Here is a 16283-nt window from a genome sequence, read left to right on the forward strand (position 1 = left end):
AGCCAGATAAAACCAGTCGCCCTTTCAGATAAGAGTGGCTGGATGTTTCTTACACTATAATTCCCATTTTTTTGTAGGTGCTTTAACTTTCTTATGTCTGTTTCCTCCCGAGATGCCTTGCGTACGGCCTTGTTATACGGGCTGCTATCGGTTTTCTGGCTGTTGACAACTGATCATTTATTGAACAGTTATTTCGATGATTCAGCGCAGCTGGCGCATTGGCAGCTGATAAACGGTTATGTTTTTGCCTTTTTCAGTGCCGTACTGATTTTCTTCGCCCGGGCTCGCCTGTTCGGTTTTTTGGGCATGAGCCCCGGCTTGAAGCGTCAGCGTCAGGACCAGGAGCGCTTGCGCCAGGCGGCCGTGGTCTTTGATTGCACGCGCGAAGGGGTGCTGGTCACCGATAGTCGCGGTGTAATTGTGCATGTGAACCGAGCGTTGGTTGAGATCACCGGTTACTCGGCCGAAGAAGTGCTGGGCCATCGACCGAACATGTTCAAGTCGGGTCGCCATGGTCCTGCGTTCTATGAGGCGATCTTCAAGTCGATAGACGAAAGCGGTGACTGGCACGGAGAGATCTGGAACCGGCGTAAAAGTGGCGAGATTTACCCGCAATGGCAGACAGTCCGCTCGATTACCGACGACAAGGGTCAGGTCACTCACTATGTCGCGGTTTTTTCAGACATTTCCGCGATCAAGAACTCCCAGAGCGAACTGGCACGACTTGTTCATCACGATCCCCTGACTGACTTGCCCAATCGACTGTTGTTTACTGACCGTACCGAGCAGGCTCTGGCTTCTGCGCAGCGCCATCAGACGGGCTGTGCGCTGCTGATGGTCGACCTCGACCACTTCAAGATCATCAACGACAGCCTTGGCCATAACGTCGGTGATCTTTTGCTCAAGGCAGTCGCGGACCGTTTGCAGAGGGTATTTGGCAAAGGCTTTACCGTGGCTCGACTCGGTGGCGATGAGTTTGCCGTGCTGGTCGATAATTGCCCGCAAGTGGCCCATGCCGCCAATGCTGCGCAACAGGTGCTGGAGGTCATGAAAGGCGCCTTCGATGTCGATAAACACCAGCTGTTTATCAGCGCCAGTATCGGTATCAGCGTATTCCCCAAAGACGCATTGAATGCCGAGCAATTGCTGCGCAATGCCGACTCGGCCCTGTTCAAGGCCAAAAGCATAGGGCGTGAAGGCTATGCCTTGTACACCGAAGAGCTGACAGCCCATGCGCAGTACCGTATTGAGGTGGCCGGGGATTTGCGCCGTGCCCTGGAGCAGCAAGAGCTGCGTGTGTATTACCAGCCTGTGCACGATCTGCAAACCAGTCGCCTGATTGGTGTTGAGGCGCTGGTGCGCTGGGAACATCCACTGCGGGGGCTGTTGTCGCCGGGAGAGTTTATTCCGATCGCCGAGCGCACCGGATTGATTGCAGAAATTGACGCCTGGGTGCTGGAGCAGGCCTGTTGGCAGATGGTTCAGTGGCAAGCGGCTGGCCTGAAATTGTCATTTGTGGCGGTGAACATTTCCAGCCGGTTATTTGCGCGACCTGAGCTGTACACGCTGGTTTCAACGGTGCTGGCAGACACGGGGCTGGACCCTGCATTGCTGGAGCTGGAAGTGACCGAAAGTGCGGTGATGGATAACTCTCAAGTCGCACTGGAACAGATGCATCGTCTGCGAGCGCTGGGTTTGCGCCTGGCCATCGATGATTTTGGCACCGGTTTTTCATCGTTGCTGCGACTCAAGCGGTTGCCTGTACAGAAACTGAAAATTGATCAGGGATTTGTCGCCGGGTTGCCCGGGGACAATGACGATGTGGCGATCGTGCGTGCCGTCATTGCGCTGGGTCAAAGCATGGGCTTGCAGGTGCACGCCGAGGGGATCGAGCAGGTCGAGCAGGCGCGGTTCCTGCTCGACCTCAACTGCAACCTGGGTCAGGGCTACTGGTTCGGGCGCCCGATGCCGGCCACGGAACTGGACTGGCAGCGAGCCCCCGCCATTCGCGGCTGAGCCGGGGTTCAGTTTTTTTCTGGCGGCAACGTCGGCAGTGCGCGCAGGGCTGTTTCGTACCACTCGGTGTTGAAGGCGCGGTCTTCTTCGAGGATCGCGTCAATCTCCACGGCCAGCACGTGGGCCATCATCTGCAGAATGTCTTCACGCTCGTAGCCGACCAGCGTCAGCTTGTTGAACGTGGCTTTTGCTGCAGGCGGGTTGTCGCTTTCAATCTGGTTTTCAATGGCCTGAATCAACGTGGACTCGGCGAACTCTTCTTCTTCGTTATCGATATCAACTGGCTCGCTCATGGCAGGCTCCTTAAGTAAAGATGGCCAGTCTAACGGTATTCAGCCGGGTGATGCTGCTAGCCAGTCCAGTAACGAAGCTCTATAACAGCAGCAGCCAACCCCTACACGGCCTGGAGGCTTTGTGATGCTCAAGCTTTATGGATTCGCAGTCAGCAACTACTACAACATGGTCAAACTGGCGCTGCTGGAGAAGGGCGTACCGTTTGAGGAAGTGCCGTTTTTCGCGGGTCAAACCCCTGAGGCACTGGCTATCAGCCCCCGTGGCAAAGTCCCGGTGCTGGGGGTTGAGCAAGGTTACGTCAATGAAACCAGCGTGATCCTCGAGTACATCGAACAGACCCAGCCAGGCCCTAAACTGTTGCCGGCTGATCCGTTTGAGCGCGCTCAAGTGCTGGCGCTGGCCAAGGAAATCGAGCTGTACATCGAACTGCCTGCACGTGCGTGTTACCCCGAAGCATTCTTTGGTATGAAAGTGCCGGAAGCGATCAAGGAAAAAGCGCGCATCGAGCTCTTGGAAGGGATGGCTTCATTGAGGCGTCATGGCAAGTTCGCCCCCTATGTGGCGGGCGACACCCTGACTGTTGCTGATATTTACTTCGCTTGCAGCGTCAATCTGGCCTGCGCCGTTGGGCACAAGGTGTTTGGCCTGGACCTGCTGGCTGACATGCCAGGCGCCAAAGCGTTGCTGGAGCGGCTGGAGCAAAACCCGCACGTGCAAAAAATTGGCGCAGACAAAGAAGCCGCCATGCCGCAGTTTCTGGCCTGGATCAGTAGCAAGAAATAACGCGGGTACTGGCGCTGAATAAAAAACGGGCACCCGAAGGTGCCCGTTTTTTTGTATTGCTTAGAAGTTAGCGGGTAGCCAACAACGCCTTGCCACGAACAACAGCTGCTTTCACTTGCGCCGGCGCGGTGCCGCCGATGTGATCGCGGGCATTGACCGAACCTTCCAGCGTCAGCACGGCAAACACGTCGTCTTCGATCTGATCGCTGAACTGGCGCAGTTCTTCGAGGCTCATTTCTGCCAGATCCTTGCCCGTCTCGACGCCGTATTTAACGGCATGGCCGACGATTTCGTGGCAGTCACGGAACGGCAGGCCACGGCGAACCAGGTAGTCGGCCAGGTCGGTAGCGGTCGAGAACCCGCGCAATGCCGCTTCACGCATGATTGCGTGCTTGGGCTTGATCGCCGGGATCATGTCGGCAAAGGCGCGCAACGAGTCGCGCAAGGTGTCGGCTGCGTCGAACAGCGGCTCCTTGTCTTCCTGGTTGTCCTTGTTGTAGGCCAGCGGCTGGCCCTTCATCAGGGTCAACAGGCCCATCAGTGCACCGAATACACGGCCACTTTTGCCACGTACCAGTTCTGGCACGTCGGGGTTTTTCTTTTGCGGCATGATCGAACTGCCGGTGCAGAAACGGTCCGGCAGATCGATGAACTGGAACTGTGCGCTGGTCCAGAGCACCAGCTCTTCGGAGAAGCGCGACAGGTGCATCATCGCAATACTGGCCGCGGCGCAGAATTCGATGGCGAAGTCGCGATCGGACACATTGTCCAGCGAGTTGCCGCCAACAGCGTCAAAGCTCAACAATTGAGCCGTGAATTCGCGGTCGATCGGGTAAGTAGTACCCGCCAGTGCGGCGCTGCCCAGAGGCATGCGGTTAGTGCGTTTGCGGCAGTCGACAAGACGCTCGTAGTCGCGGCTGAGCATCTCGAACCACGCCAGCATGTGGTGACCGAATGTCACGGGCTGTGCGGTCTGCAGGTGCGTAAAGCCGGGCATGATGGTTTCGGCTTCGCGCTCTGCCTGCTCCAGCAGGCCTTTTTGCAGGCGAGTAATTTCGGCCAGGATCACGTCGATTTCATCACGCAACCACAGGCGAATATCGGTAGCTACCTGGTCGTTACGGCTGCGACCGGTGTGCAGCTTTTTGCCGGTTACGCCGATGCGATCGGTCAGGCGCGCCTCGATGTTCATGTGCACATCTTCCAGATCGATGCGCCAGTCAAACGTGCCGGCTTCGATTTCGCTCTGGATGGACTTGAGGCCATCGATGATGCTGTCGCGCTCGGCATCGGTCAGCACGCCGACCTTGGCCAGCATGGTGGCGTGAGCCACGGAGCCCATGATGTCGTGGCGATAAAGGCGCTGGTCGAAAGTGACGGAGGCGGTGAAACGCGCAACGAAGGCGTCGACGGGTTCACTGAAGCGGCCGCCCCAGGACTGATTGGTCTTGTCGGTGCTCATGGATTCGCTCGTAATCGGCTGAGGGGGAGTTACACAAAAAGTTACCGCGGATCATAACAGGGTTGCCAATCAAGGCGTTGACGCAGGTCGGCAGGTTTTTGTGTGAAGTGCGGTATAAACAAAAATCCGAAACGAAATGTATCGTTTGAATACTTTCGTCTTGGCAACCGTCTACAGTTGGTCGTATGGATCAGTCATTGCAGGTCTTTGTAGATTGCCAGACGTATCCGGTATTAAATCGAGCAACCGAGACAGGTGAATTTTGCTGCGAGGTTTGCGGCACTTTTTGGCCTTCGCGCTAGTCTTAGCGTGGATCGCCGTGACAGTCGTCACTTCACCTGTCTACGCTATCCTTGTGCGAGACTCACGCAGGAATACAGCGCTATATGAATGTCCTGATCGTTGATGACGAAACCCTGGCCCGCGAGCATTTGAGCCACTTGCTCAGCACGCTTGGGGGTTACACGTTGCTGGAGCCTGGCGCCACAAATGGCGAAGAGGCACTCACCCTGATCGAAAACCTGAAACCGGATGTCGTTTTACTGGATATCCGCTTGCCGGGCCTGGACGGGTTGCAGGTTGCAGCCAAATTATGCGAACGCGAGCTACCGCCTTCGGTGGTGTTTTGCGTGGCGCCGGACGAATTCTCCGTGCAGGCCCTGCAGGACAGCGGCGTCAGCTATGTAATCAAGCCGGTCACTGCTCAGGACTTGAGCGCCGCCTTGAAAGAGGCTCACCGGCCCAATCGCATCCAGCTGGCCGCGCTCACCCGGCCTGCCGCGCAAACCGGCAGTGGTCCGCGCAGTCATATCAGTGCCAGAACCCGAAAAGGCATTGAACTGATCCCCATCGACCAAGTGATCTATTTTATAGCCGACCATAAGTACGTGACCTTGCGTCACGCTGGCGGTGAAGTGCTGCTCGATGAGCCACTCAAGGCGCTCGAAGACGAGTTTGGTGAACGCTTTGTGCGAATTCACCGTAATGCATTGGTGGCGCGGGATCGGATCGAACGTTTGCAGCGCACGCCGCTGGGGCACTTCCAGCTGTTCCTTAGAGGGCTCAACGGCGATGCATTGATCGTGAGCCGACGGCATGTGGCGGGTGTACGCAAAATGATGCAGCAGCTGTAGTTCGCGCTGAAAAAGGCGCTGGTGCGCCGTTTTTGGGCCAGGGAGGCCGAGGACTTTCTGATACAAGTCAAAGCTGTTTTGGCTGAGCTGTTATTATCAGCCGTATCTTTTCAGTACGGATTGATCCATGTCCTCTCGCGAAATCCGCATCGCTACCCGTAAAAGCGCCCTGGCTCTGTGGCAGGCCGAATACGTTAAAGCCCGTTTAGAGCAGGCTCACCCCGGTATTTTGGTGACGCTGGTGCCCATGGTCAGCCGTGGTGACAAGCTGCTGGACTCGCCGCTGTCGAAAATCGGCGGCAAGGGGCTGTTCGTCAAGGAACTCGAAACCGCTCTGCTCGAGAACGAAGCCGACATCGCCGTGCATTCCATGAAAGACGTGCCGATGGACTTCCCGGAAGGTCTGGGCCTGTTTTGCATTTGCGAGCGTGAAGACCCGCGTGATGCCTTCGTCTCCAACACCTTCGCCAGCCTTGATGACTTGCCGCATGGCAGCGTTGTCGGCACGTCCAGCCTGCGTCGTCAGGCCCAGTTACTGACTCGCCGCCCAGATCTTGAAATCCGCTTTCTGCGGGGCAACGTCAACACTCGCCTGGCCAAACTCGATGCGGGCGAGTACGACGCGATCATCCTGGCGGCTGCCGGCCTGATCCGCCTCGGCTTTGAAGACCGCATCACCTCGGCCATCAGCATCGATGACAGCCTGCCAGCGGGCGGCCAAGGCGCAGTGGGCATCGAGTGCCGCAGCGCAGATACTCAAATCCATGCCTTGCTGTCGCCTTTGCACCATGCCGATACCGCCGTGCGCGTTACTGCAGAACGTGCTCTGAACAAACACCTCAATGGTGGCTGCCAGGTCCCGATCGCATGCTATGCGGTGCTCGAAGGCGAGCAGATCTGGCTGCGCGGACTGGTCGGTGAACCCAGCGGTGGCGTGCTGCTGAGCGCTGATGCCCGGGCACCGCGTGAGGCGGCTACCGAGCTGGGCGTGCAGGTGGCCGAGGCGCTGCTGGCCCAGGGCGCCGGGGATATCCTCAAAGCCGTCTATGGTGAGGCAGGTCACGAGTGACAGGCTGGCGCTTGTTGCTGACCCGGCCAGCCGAGGAGTCGGCAGCCCTGGCCCATGAGCTGGCGGCTGCCGGGATTTTCAGCACCAGCCTGCCACTTCTGGCGATCAGGCCATTGGCCCTGACTGATGTGCAGCGGGCGCTGATTGCGAGTCTTGACCGTTATTGCGCGGTGATTGTGGTCAGCAAGCCTGCGGCGCGTCTGGGGCTTGAGCTGGTCAATCAATACTGGCCGCAAGCGCCCCGGCAGAAGTGGTTCAGCGTTGGCGCCGCCACCGCGCAGATTCTCGCCGACTACGGCCTTGATGTTAGCTACCCTCAATGCGGGGATGACAGCGAAGCTCTGCTGGCGATGCCTGAGTTCGAAGCTGCAGTTGGCTGTGATCAGCCCAGGGTTTTGATCCTGCGCGGGGAGGGCGGTCGCGAGATGTTGGCGGACCGTATGCGTAGCCTTGGAGTGCAGGTCGACTATCTTGAACTCTATCGTCGCGAACTGCCGTCGTACCCGCCTGCGACCCTGTATCAGCGAGTTAAAGTGGAACGCCTGAACGCGCTGGTGGTCAGCAGTGGGCAGGGTTTTGAACATTTACGCCAATTGGCAGGCGACACCTGGCCGCAGCTTGGATGTCTGCCATTGTTTGTTCCAAGCCCTCGGGTAGCTGAGATGGCACGCAGCGCCGGGGCGCAAAACGTTGTGGATTGTCGTGGCGCGAGTGCCACGGCTTTGCTGGCGGCGCTGCGGGAACATCCCGCACCTGCTTTTTAATGCAAAGGATGGATTCGTGAGCGAAACAGTCTTGTCCAAAGAACACGTACAGTCGGCGCCAGACGCGCCGACTAAAAATGCTGACCCTGCGCCGCAGGGACGAGGCAATGGTCTGGCCGTTTTCGCCCTGTTGCTGGGCGCAGCCGGCATTGCCGTCGGCGGCTGGGGGGTGTGGCAGGTACGACAGCTGCAAGCCACCACCGAACAGCAACTGAGCGACGTGCCAGCTTTGGCCGCGCAAACGCTGTCGATCAAGCAGGGCGAGCAGCAACTGCTGACGCGCGTCAACCAATTACCCTCCGCGGGTGAGCTGGATAATCAGCGTCAATTGGTCGTGCAGCTGCAAGGCGATCAGCAGCGCCTGAACCAGCGTCTCGAAACCGTATTGGGTGAAAGCCGCAAAGACTGGCGTCTGGCCGAGGCCGAGCACTTGCTGCGGCTGGCCACGTTGCGCTTGTCGGCACTGCAGGACATCACCAGCGCCCAGGCGCTGGTGCAAGGGGCGGACGCCATTTTACGCGAGCAAAATGATCCGGGCTCTTTCGCTGCCCGCGAGCAACTTGCAAAAAGCCTGGCGGCACTGCGCAGCATTGAACAGCCGGATCGCACTGGCCTGTTTTTGCAGTTGGCGGCCTTGCGTGACCAGGTCGCGCAGCTCAGCGCCCTGGCTCCTGCCTATCAGAATCAAGGTGATTCGCTGGCGAGTCTGACGGCAGATGGCGATGGCGCGAGCCGTTGGGCGCAGTGGTGGGATGAGATTTCGCATTACATTCGTATCGACTTCAATGCCGACAAAAACGTGCGCCCGCTGTTGGCAGGTCAAAGCCTGACGCAAGTTCGTCTGGCCTTGAGCCTTGCGCTGGAGCAAGCCCAGTGGGCGGCCCTCAATGGTCAGGAGTCGGTGTACACACAGGCCTTGGCGCAGGCGCAAGAAGTCCTCAAAGGCAACTTCAACCCGGATAACCCGCAGAGTAAAAAAATTCTTGAGCAGGTGGTCGAGCTCTCTAAGCAGCCGGTCACGGTAAAAACCCCGGACCTCGCGGCCACCTTGAGTGCGGTGCAGGCTTATCTGGAGCGCCGGCATGTCCGTGCCGACGAGCCGGGTAAAGCGGCTGCCAGCCCGGCGCAGGAGACACTTCCATGAAGCGTTTCTACGTGATTGTGTTTTTGTTGATTGCAGCTGCGGCCTGCATCGGCCTGGCAATCGCGGAGGACGCGGGCTATGTGCTGATCGCCTATAAAAACTTCCGCTACGAATCCAGCGTATGGGCAACGCTCGCTCTGTTGGCAGTCCTGTGGTTGCTGGTCTGGGGGGTCAAGCTGCTGGTGGAGCTGGTTACGGCTTCTACCGGGTTGGTGAACCCGTGGTCGCGGCGCAATCGCAGCCGTCGGGTTCAGGTCGCCATCGAGCAAGGCCAGATGGACCTTGCCGAAGGTCGCTGGGCCAGTGCGCAAAAGCATCTGGCGCGAGCCGCTGAAGCCGAACCGCAACCGTTGCTCTACTACCTGGGTGCCGCACGCGCAGCCAACGAGCAGGGGCATTACGAAGAAAGCGACAACCTGCTTGAGCGCGCACTGGAGCGTCAGCCCCAAGCCGAGCTGGCCATTGCCTTGAGCCATGCCCAGCTGCAGGTGGATCGCGCCGATACGGATGGTGCGCTGGTGACCTTGCAAGCCATGCACGAGCGTCATCCGCATAACGTCCAGGTGCTACGCCAGTTGCAGCGTCTGCACCAGCAGCGTGGAGACTGGGCGGCGTTGATTCGCTTGCTGCCAGAGTTGCGCAAGGACAAGGTGTTGCCAGTCAAGGAGCTTGCCGAGCTTGAGCGTCGGGCCTGGGGACAAAATCTTAGCCTGGCGGCCCAGCGCGAGACTGAAGGCGAGGCAGGGCTGCAATCGCTGCAGCGCTCCTGGCAACAACTCACCTCGGCTCAACGCCAGGAGCCTACGCTGGTTCTGGCCTACGCCGAGCAGTTGCGCCAGTTGGGCGCGCAAGCCGAAGCTGAGGAAGTGTTGCGCGGGGCGCTCAAACGCAACTATGACAGCCATCTAGTGCGCCTCTATGGCCTGCTGCGCGGCAGCGACCCGGTCAAGCAGTTGCAGGTCGCCGAAGGATGGTTGAAAACCCACCCGGGGGACGCCAGCCTGCTCTTGACCCTGGGTCGCTTGTGTCTGCAAAACAGCTTGTGGGGCAAGGCCCGCGACTATCTCGAAAGCAGTCTGAAGGTTGAGCGCAACCCTGAAACCTGTGCAGAGCTGGCCCGACTGCTGGCTCAGTTAGGGGATACAGCGCGCAGCAATCAGCTCTTTCAGGAAGGGTTGAATCTGCTGGATGAACGCTTGCTGGCCTCTCCTTTGCCAGCGACGGCCACGACTCTCTGAAAAAGGCAGTCTGGCTGCGTTTCGGCGCACGCCAGACTGGCCGAAGTAGAATGTGGGCGCTGTGCGAGTCGGTATTTCCTACGTTACTTACACTCTAAGCCTTCAGCTCTTGTTGGTAATTCCCAACTTTCTTCAAGAAGTATCCGCTCAGGCCCATCTTGAAAGGGCCAATGGCTTTCATCTACCGTAACCAACTGTCTCATTTGTTACGGAAAAGCCATGTTTTTGGCAGGCTCACGTTTAATTTTCTTTTTGGCCTTTCTCATCGGCGCCTTGGTGATGGGTGCAACTCTGTATCTGGAGTATGGCCCCGGGCTAAAGCCCTGTTCGTTATGTCAGGTTCAACGATTTTTCCTGCTGGGATTCTGTCTCGTCAACCTGCTGGCTTTTGTGCATGGCCCACGGCGTTTGGGTCTGTGGTGTTATTCCATTGCCTCCACATTGCTGGCCCTTGGAGGCGCTGCGAGTGCCTTGAGGCAGGTCAGGCTGCAAGTGTTGGCGCCTGAACAGTTGATGTTCTGTCAGCCGGATCTGACCTGTGCCTGGCACAGCATGTCGCCCGGCGAATTTTTTTCGATGATCTATCGGGGCAGCGATGACTGCACTCATATTCACTGGACCATATTTGATTTGAGCGTTCCCGAGTTAAGCCTGCTGGCCTTTATCGGTCTGCTCGTGGTGAGTATTTTCCAGATTACGCGCTCAATGCGCGCTGGCAAATTACGCCGTGGCTGCGACGTAACGTAGCAGTCAGGATTAAACGCTTGTATGAATTTTCTCTCATACGTACCTTGAAGCAGTTGCCGTGCGGGCATAATCTGGCCCGCACGTATTACTGGAGTTATGCCGCCCAATGCCGGTGCAATCGCGCAGGTTTTGGTTCACACAGGCCCGGCTGAAGTCGGGTGGCATGGGCCCACAAGGGAAGAGAGATCATCATGCTCGAAAGATGTGAGAGTGCTCAGGAACGATTCAACGGCGTCCACCAACTGGTTGATCGCTGGTTGCATGAGCGCCGTAAACTTGTGAGTGCTTATGCTGCTCTGATCGATCAGCAAAACAACCCCAAGCGTGGGCCTCAAAAAGAGTTTTGCCAGATCCTGGTCGACTATGTTTCCGCAGGCCATTTCGAAATTTACGAGCAACTGAATCAGGAGGCACAGGCTTTCAATGATGAGCGTGGTCTTGCCCTGGCCGAGACCATTTACCCGCGGATCAACGTGATTACCGAAGCCGCCCTGGCTTTCAACGATCATTGCGACGGCAAGGCCCATCGTCCTGACTGCGATAAGCTGGCAGAAGAAATCAAAGTTCTGGGCGCTTTGCTGGATGAGCGTTTCGAGCTTGAAGATTGCCTGATCGAAGTGCTGCACAACGCGCACAAACAGAAAGAAGCTGCTCAGGCTTAAGCCGTGGGCAAGTCAAAAAAACGGTGCGCAATGGCGCACCGTTTTTCGTTTTCGAGCATTCACTTGCGGATAGAAAACAGCTCGATTTCAAACACCAGCGGCGTATCGGGTTCGATCAAATCCCCTGCACCCTCAGCCCCGTAAGCCTGGCTGGAGGGGATCACCAATCGCCATTTCGCACCGACGGGCATCTGCACCAGTGCGCTGCGCCAGCCAGCGATTACGCTGTCCAGGCGAAACCATTGGGGCTGGGTGCTGTGGTCGAACACTGTGCCATCGGGCAGACGGCCGATATAACTCACGTAGACGGAATCCTGTGCGTCAGGTTTTGCCCCCTTGCCGGGTTTGAGCTCGGTCAGGATGATTCCGTCAGCCAGCTCGCGAGCTTGAGGCTGCTGTGTTTCTTTCAGCAAAAAATCACGTTCAGGCTCGGCTGCAGTCTCGCTTTCAGGCGGAATTTGCGTGTTGTCGGTTTGGGCCTGATGCTGCATCAATATCTGTTCGATACGCTCATCACTTAGCGCCAGAGGCTTTCCTTGATAGGCCGTGCGCAGGCCCTCGACCAATGCCTTTATCTGCAGATCCGGGACTTCCAGGCGCAGGCGCTCCCCCAGGCTGGCACCCAGGCTGTAGGCCAGGTCGTGCGCGGCATCGGGGGATGGAGCCGGGGCTGCATGAGCCAAAGGCGCAAGGCACAACAACGTCATTAAGAAGTAACGCGGCATGGTGGTTCTCCGGCGTGATATGCGAGGGATTATGCCAGCGCTAAAGCGTGCGGCGATGATTTATTCGGGGGGTTTGGATAACGTTGAACCACCCACAAAAATTAGCCGTTGTGATGGTTAAAGATTGATCCAGCACAAGTTTTTCGACGTCGTGCAACGCACAGCTATCCTTAGTGTCAACATGCCCTAGCGGCGGTAGTTACAGAGGTCTAGTATGAGCCGCACTCACTTCAGCCAGGAGGTAAACCATGTCGGCCAATAAGAAGCCCGTTAATACGCCGTTGCACTTGCTCCAACAGCTCTCAGGCAGTCTGCTTGAGCATTTGGAAAACGCTTGTTCCCAAGCGTTGGCTGATGCTGAGAAATTGCTCGCCAAGCTTGAAAAGCAACGCGGCAAAGCGCAGGAAAAACTGCACAAGTCCCGCGCCAAACTGCAGGACGCCGCCAATGCTGGCAAATCCAAGGCTCAAGCCAAAGCCAAGTCGGGCGTCAAAGAGCTTGAGCAACTGCTCGATTCGCTCAAGGATCGTCAAACCGAAACGCGTACCTATATCCTGCAACTCAAGCGCGATGCTCAAGAAAGCCTGAAGTTGGCCCAAGGCATTGGCCGGGTCAAAGAGGCGGTAGGCAAAGCGTTGTCTACGCGTGATGCCAAGCCCGCGTCAGCAGCGAAAAAACCTGCTGCCAAGGCAGTCGCTAAAGCCCCGGTCAAGGCTGCTGCCAAAGTGGCCGCCAAACCTGCGGCCAAACCGGTTGCCGCTCGCACGGCCAAACCTGCGCCAAAAACTGCAGCCGCCAAGCCAGCAGCTAAACCCGTAGTCGCTAAAACAGCTGCCGCCAAACCGGCAGCCAAGCCCGCAGCGGCTAAACCGGTTGCCGCCAAAGCGCCAGCCAAGGCTGCAGTTAAAGCGCCTGTGAAAGTGGCTGCCAAGCCCGTGGCTAAAACAGCGGCTGCCAAACCTGCTGCTGCCGCCAAGCCTGCCGCTGCCAAGCCTGCAGTAAAAGCCGCTGCAAAACCGGCTGTTAAAAAGCCCGTAGCGGCCAAGCCGGCAGCCAAGCCTGCTGCTACCCCCGCCAAGCCTGCTGTAGCGCCCGTTGCCGCTACGACGGCTGTTGCTGCAACGCCAACCCCGGCATCCGCAGCAAACTCGGCTACCACCCCCTCCAGCGCTTCTTAAGCGTTGTTGATTGCGGCGCGCAGCGTGTGCAGCGCGTCGCAATCAGGGTGGCCAGCATCGCTGGTCATCCTCTGCAGCCAACCGCAAGTCTCTTGCGATTGCGCGAGTGACCAGCCCTGAGTCACCGACTCCAGGCGCTGCAATAATGTCCGCTCAGCTTCCAGTTCCAGTGACTTGATCTGCACGCGCAGCGCCGCCAGCGCATCGTCGCGTGTCGCCGGTTCACGCCAGTGTGTTCGCAATAATCGCAAGGGCTGCACCACCTCACGCTGCCATGGCCCGGCGCAGGCTTTCAATTGCCCCAGGCGCGCCTCATCGCAGGCCACGCCACGCTCCTCAAGCCAGGCCGCACACAGCACAAGGCATACATCCAGGCCCTGGCTCTGCAAGTGCAGGCACGCCGGTTCTACACCGGGGCGGGCGTAGAGGTTCAAACAGTAATTCCACAGGTCAGTCTGCATAGTGCAATTCGCGCCAGTTGAGAGGGAAGCTGGTAGACTCCGCCGCCATTATGATCCGACTTCAGAACCTGACTTTACAGCGTGGTCCGCAACGTCTGCTAGAAGACGCCGAGCTGACCCTGCACGCCGGCCACAAAGCCGGTCTGGTCGGCGCCAATGGCGCCGGTAAATCCACTTTGTTCGCCTTGCTGCTAGGTGAGTTGACGCCTGATTCCGGGGATTGTCTGCTCCCGGCCGACTGGCGGATTGCCCACATGCGGCAGGAAATCGACACCCTCGACCGCATCGCGATCGACTACGTGCTCGATGGCGATCTGCGCTTGCGTCAAGTGCAAGCCGACCTGGCCAAGGCCGAAGCCGACGAGGATGGCGCCGCACAGGCACGTCTGCACGCTGAGCTGGACAGCGCCGACGGCTACACCGCTGATGCCCGTGCCCGCAAAATGCTCGCCGGGCTGGGTTTTACCAACGAACAAATGGACCGCCCGGTTGCCGACTTCTCCGGTGGCTGGCGGATGCGCCTGAATCTGGCGCAGGCACTGATGTGTCCGTCGGATCTATTGCTGCTCGATGAGCCGACCAACCACTTGGACCTCGACGCCATTCTGTGGCTCGAAGACTTCCTCAAGAATTACCCCGGCACCTTGCTGCTGATCTCTCACGACAGGGATTTTCTCGACGCAGTGGTCGATAACATCGCCCATGTCGACCAGCGCAAGATCACCCTTTATCGCGGTGGTTACAGCGCATTCGAGCGTGCCCGTGCCGAGCGTCTGGCCCAGCAACAACAGGCCTACGAGAAGCAGCAGGCGCAACGTGCGCACATGGAAAGCTACATCGCCCGCTTCAAGGCCCAGGCCACCAAGGCCCGTCAGGCGCAAAGCCGGATCAAGGCACTGGAGCGCATGGAAGAGCTGAGCGCGGCCCATGTGGATTCGCCGTTCGACTTCGTGTTCCGTGAAGCGGTCAAACTCTCCAGCCCGCTGCTCGACTTGTCCGATGCACGTCTGGGTTATGGCGATAAAACCATCCTGGAAAAGGTCAAGTTGCAACTGGTTCCGGGCGCTCGTATTGGCTTGCTCGGGCCAAACGGTGCGGGTAAATCGACCCTCATCAAAAACCTTGCGGGCGAGCTGGAGCCGCTGTCGGGCCGACTGGCCCGTGGCGAAAACCTTGTGGTTGGCTACTTTGCCCAGCATCAACTCGACTCGCTGGATTCCAAGGCCAGTCCGTTGTTGCACATGCAGCGCCTGGCTCCAGCTGAGCGTGAACAAACCCTGCGCGACTTCCTCGGTGGTTTTGACTTCCGTGGGGCGCGTATCGACGAGCCGGTACTGAACTTCTCGGGTGGCGAAAAAGCCCGCCTGGCGCTGGCGCTGATCGCCTGGGGTCGACCGAACCTGTTGCTGCTCGACGAACCGACCAACCACCTCGATCTCGAAATGCGTCTGGCGCTGACCATGGCGTTGCAAGAGTTCAGCGGTGCAGTGCTGGTGGTGTCTCACGATCGGCATTTGCTCAAAAGCACCACGGATGAATTCCTGCTGGTGGCTGATGGCAAGGTGCAAGAATTCGACGGTGACCTCGAAGACTATGCCCGCTGGCTGGCTGACTACCGTTTGCGCAACGCGCCGGCCAGCAACACGCCGGTCAACCCTGACAAGACCGACAAAAAGGCTCAGCGTCAGGCTGCCGCAACGTTGCGCCAGCAACTGGCACCGCACAAGCGCGAAGCCGACAAGCTTGAGAGCGAACTGGGCAAGGTCAACGAGAAGCTGGCCAAGATTGAAGCCAGCCTGGGTGACAGCGCGGTTTACGAAGCAGCACGCAAAGACGAATTGCGAGATCTGCTGGCTGAACAGGCCAAGCTCAAAGTGCTCGAAGGTCAGTTGGAAGAGCGCTGGATGGAAGCTCTGGAGCTGCTTGAATCCATGCAAGCGGAACTGGAAGCCCTGTCCTGATGGAAGCCCTGCACTTACCTCTGCCAGCCGAATTCATTGCACCGCTGTGGATCGGCTTGCAGATTTTGCTGATTCTGCTGGCCGGTTATTTCTCTCAGCGGGTAGTGGCTCGTTTCCTGACTCGGCTGGGCGAGCGTTACCCGTTTCCGCCGCAGCTCATGATGCCGCTGCGGGGCGGTTTGCGCTGGTTCATCATGGGCAGTGCGGTGATTGTCGTCCTGGAGCGCCTGGGTGTATCGGCCACTGTGTTGTGGACTGCGCTCTCGGGTTTTGTGGCCGTGGCAGCGATTGCCTTCTTCGCCATGTGGAGCGTGCTCTCCAACCTGTTGTGCGCGGTGCTGATCTTCACGGTGGGCCCGTTTCGCATTGGCGACATCGTGGAGCTCCTCGATACCCTCGACAAGCCGGGCGTCAAAGGTCGGGTCGTGGCCATCAACCTGCTCTACACCACCCTGATCGAGCCCGCCGAAGCCGGTAGTGGCAGCAGCATGGTGCAAGTCCCCAACAGCCTGTTCTTTCAGCGCTCGGTCCGTCGCTGGCGTGAAAGCGACCTTTAAAGGCACCGCTATCCACCTGTGGCAGCGGCTATAAAAAGTAGTGGTCAATTTTCAACCAACGCATTAGCTTAAAGGACTTGTTACAGATC

General features: G+C 58.3%; 16 protein-coding genes and 1 pseudogene. 13 read left to right on the forward strand and 4 right to left on the reverse strand.

The window, feature by feature from the left end:
• Positions 1-93 precede the first annotated feature (93 nt).
• On the forward strand, positions 94-2016 hold the full coding sequence (gene dibA / locus AACY07_RS19780) for a phosphodiesterase DibA (RefSeq protein ID WP_339476989.1): 1923 nt from the start codon (positions 94-96) through the stop codon (positions 2014-2016).
• 8 nt (positions 2017-2024) lie between these two features.
• Here dibA and AACY07_RS19785 read toward each other — a convergent pair whose 3' ends face one another.
• Positions 2025-2309: a hypothetical protein gene (locus tag AACY07_RS19785; protein WP_019824424.1), complete on the reverse strand. Its 285-nt coding sequence runs from the start codon at positions 2307-2309 to the stop codon at positions 2025-2027.
• A 124-nt stretch (positions 2310-2433) separates the two neighbouring features.
• Here AACY07_RS19785 and AACY07_RS19790 point away from each other — a divergent pair, with 124 nt between their 5' ends.
• Entirely contained in the window at positions 2434-3093 is a 660-nt protein-coding gene (locus tag AACY07_RS19790; protein ID WP_339476992.1) for a glutathione S-transferase family protein, read from the forward strand.
• A gap of 67 nt (positions 3094-3160) precedes the next feature.
• Here the strand turns inward: AACY07_RS19790 and argH are convergent, their stop codons facing one another.
• Complete coding sequence (gene argH / locus AACY07_RS19795) at positions 3161-4555, reverse strand: argininosuccinate lyase (RefSeq protein ID WP_133079297.1); 1395 nt, start codon at positions 4553-4555, stop codon at positions 3161-3163.
• Positions 4556-4813: 258 nt separating this feature from the next.
• On the opposite strand from argH, the pseudogene AACY07_RS19800 reads away from it, so the two are divergent.
• The 8 genes and pseudogenes from AACY07_RS19800 to rsd form a co-directional block, all read left to right on the forward strand.
• A pseudogene (locus AACY07_RS19800) lies at positions 4814-4945 on the forward strand (sensor histidine kinase); the annotation flags it as partial.
• A complete protein-coding gene (locus AACY07_RS19805) occupies positions 4942-5688 on the forward strand; it encodes a LytR/AlgR family response regulator transcription factor (protein WP_133079296.1) in 747 nt (248 codons plus the stop codon). The pseudogene AACY07_RS19800 and the gene AACY07_RS19805, both read left to right, overlap by 4 nt.
• Positions 5689-5815: 127 nt before the next feature.
• Positions 5816-6757, forward strand: coding sequence for a hydroxymethylbilane synthase (hemC, locus tag AACY07_RS19810; protein WP_133079295.1), 942 nt, complete (start codon positions 5816-5818; stop codon positions 6755-6757).
• Positions 6754-7521 (forward strand): uroporphyrinogen-III synthase, encoded by a 768-nt coding sequence (locus tag AACY07_RS19815; RefSeq protein ID WP_339476997.1) that lies wholly within the window; start codon positions 6754-6756, stop codon positions 7519-7521. The genes hemC and AACY07_RS19815 overlap by 4 nt, the downstream gene beginning before the upstream one ends.
• A 16-nt stretch (positions 7522-7537) precedes the next feature.
• A complete protein-coding gene (locus AACY07_RS19820) occupies positions 7538-8665 on the forward strand; it encodes a uroporphyrinogen-III C-methyltransferase (protein ID WP_339476999.1) in 1128 nt (375 codons plus the stop codon).
• Positions 8662-9903 (forward strand): heme biosynthesis protein HemY, encoded by a 1242-nt coding sequence (locus AACY07_RS19825; RefSeq protein ID WP_339477002.1) that lies wholly within the window; start codon positions 8662-8664, stop codon positions 9901-9903. The genes AACY07_RS19820 and AACY07_RS19825 overlap by 4 nt, the downstream gene beginning before the upstream one ends.
• A gap of 219 nt (positions 9904-10122) precedes the next feature.
• Positions 10123-10650, forward strand: coding sequence for a disulfide bond formation protein B (locus AACY07_RS19830; RefSeq protein ID WP_339477004.1), 528 nt, complete (start codon positions 10123-10125; stop codon positions 10648-10650).
• Between the two features lie 191 nt (positions 10651-10841).
• Complete coding sequence (gene rsd, locus AACY07_RS19835; protein WP_339477006.1) at positions 10842-11312, forward strand: sigma D regulator; 471 nt, start codon at positions 10842-10844, stop codon at positions 11310-11312.
• 59 nt (positions 11313-11371) lie between these two features.
• On the opposite strand, the gene AACY07_RS19840 is transcribed toward rsd, so the two are convergent.
• Positions 11372-12037: an FKBP-type peptidyl-prolyl cis-trans isomerase gene (locus AACY07_RS19840; RefSeq protein ID WP_339477009.1), complete on the reverse strand. Its 666-nt coding sequence runs from the start codon at positions 12035-12037 to the stop codon at positions 11372-11374.
• Between the two features lie 248 nt (positions 12038-12285).
• On the opposite strand from AACY07_RS19840, the gene AACY07_RS19845 reads away from it, so the two are divergent.
• On the forward strand, positions 12286-13215 hold the full coding sequence (locus AACY07_RS19845) for an AlgP family protein (RefSeq protein ID WP_339477011.1): 930 nt from the start codon (positions 12286-12288) through the stop codon (positions 13213-13215).
• Here AACY07_RS19845 and AACY07_RS19850 read toward each other — a convergent pair.
• Positions 13212-13676: a TIGR02444 family protein gene (locus AACY07_RS19850; RefSeq protein ID WP_339477014.1), complete on the reverse strand. Its 465-nt coding sequence runs from the start codon at positions 13674-13676 to the stop codon at positions 13212-13214. The two genes, AACY07_RS19845 and AACY07_RS19850, sit on opposite strands and share 4 nt — an antisense overlap.
• Before the next feature lie 50 nt (positions 13677-13726).
• Here AACY07_RS19850 and AACY07_RS19855 point away from each other — a divergent pair, with 50 nt between their 5' ends.
• On the forward strand, positions 13727-15637 hold the full coding sequence (locus AACY07_RS19855; RefSeq protein WP_133079286.1) for an ATP-binding cassette domain-containing protein: 1911 nt from the start codon (positions 13727-13729) through the stop codon (positions 15635-15637).
• Positions 15637-16194 carry a mechanosensitive ion channel domain-containing protein gene (locus AACY07_RS19860; RefSeq protein ID WP_133079285.1) on the forward strand — a complete coding sequence of 186 codons (558 nt, stop codon included), beginning with the start codon at positions 15637-15639 and terminating at the stop codon, positions 16192-16194. Before AACY07_RS19855 ends, AACY07_RS19860 begins: the two co-directional genes overlap by 1 nt.
• Positions 16195-16283: the final 89 nt, after the last annotated feature.

The sequence above is a fragment of the Pseudomonas sp. RL_5y_Pfl2_69 genome (genome assembly GCF_963970465.1).
Lineage (GTDB): Bacteria > Pseudomonadota > Gammaproteobacteria > Pseudomonadales > Pseudomonadaceae > Aquipseudomonas.

Bases quoted from the DNA above. Each gene is read 5' to 3' on its own strand.
- AACY07_RS19805 (WP_133079296.1), top strand. From the start codon at position 4,942: ATGAATGTCCTGATCGTTGATGACGAAACCCTGGCCCGCGAGCATTTG.
- AACY07_RS19850 (WP_339477014.1), bottom strand. From the start codon at position 13,676: ATGCAGACTGACCTGTGGAATTACTGTTTGAACCTCTACGCCCGCCCC.
- AACY07_RS19840 (WP_339477009.1), bottom strand. From the start codon at position 12,037: ATGCCGCGTTACTTCTTAATGACGTTGTTGTGCCTTGCGCCTTTGGCT.
- AACY07_RS19845 (WP_339477011.1), top strand. From the start codon at position 12,286: ATGTCGGCCAATAAGAAGCCCGTTAATACGCCGTTGCACTTGCTCCAA.
- AACY07_RS19790 (WP_339476992.1), top strand. From the start codon at position 2,434: ATGCTCAAGCTTTATGGATTCGCAGTCAGCAACTACTACAACATGGTC.
- argH (WP_133079297.1), bottom strand. From the start codon at position 4,555: ATGAGCACCGACAAGACCAATCAGTCCTGGGGCGGCCGCTTCAGTGAA.
- AACY07_RS19825 (WP_339477002.1), top strand. From the start codon at position 8,662: ATGAAGCGTTTCTACGTGATTGTGTTTTTGTTGATTGCAGCTGCGGCC.
- AACY07_RS19830 (WP_339477004.1), top strand. From the start codon at position 10,123: ATGTTTTTGGCAGGCTCACGTTTAATTTTCTTTTTGGCCTTTCTCATC.
- hemC (WP_133079295.1), top strand. From the start codon at position 5,816: ATGTCCTCTCGCGAAATCCGCATCGCTACCCGTAAAAGCGCCCTGGCT.
- rsd (WP_339477006.1), top strand. From the start codon at position 10,842: ATGCTCGAAAGATGTGAGAGTGCTCAGGAACGATTCAACGGCGTCCAC.
- AACY07_RS19860 (WP_133079285.1), top strand. From the start codon at position 15,637: ATGGAAGCCCTGCACTTACCTCTGCCAGCCGAATTCATTGCACCGCTG.
- AACY07_RS19785 (WP_019824424.1), bottom strand. From the start codon at position 2,309: ATGAGCGAGCCAGTTGATATCGATAACGAAGAAGAAGAGTTCGCCGAG.
- dibA (WP_339476989.1), top strand. From the start codon at position 94: ATGTCTGTTTCCTCCCGAGATGCCTTGCGTACGGCCTTGTTATACGGG.
- AACY07_RS19855 (WP_133079286.1), top strand. From the start codon at position 13,727: ATGATCCGACTTCAGAACCTGACTTTACAGCGTGGTCCGCAACGTCTG.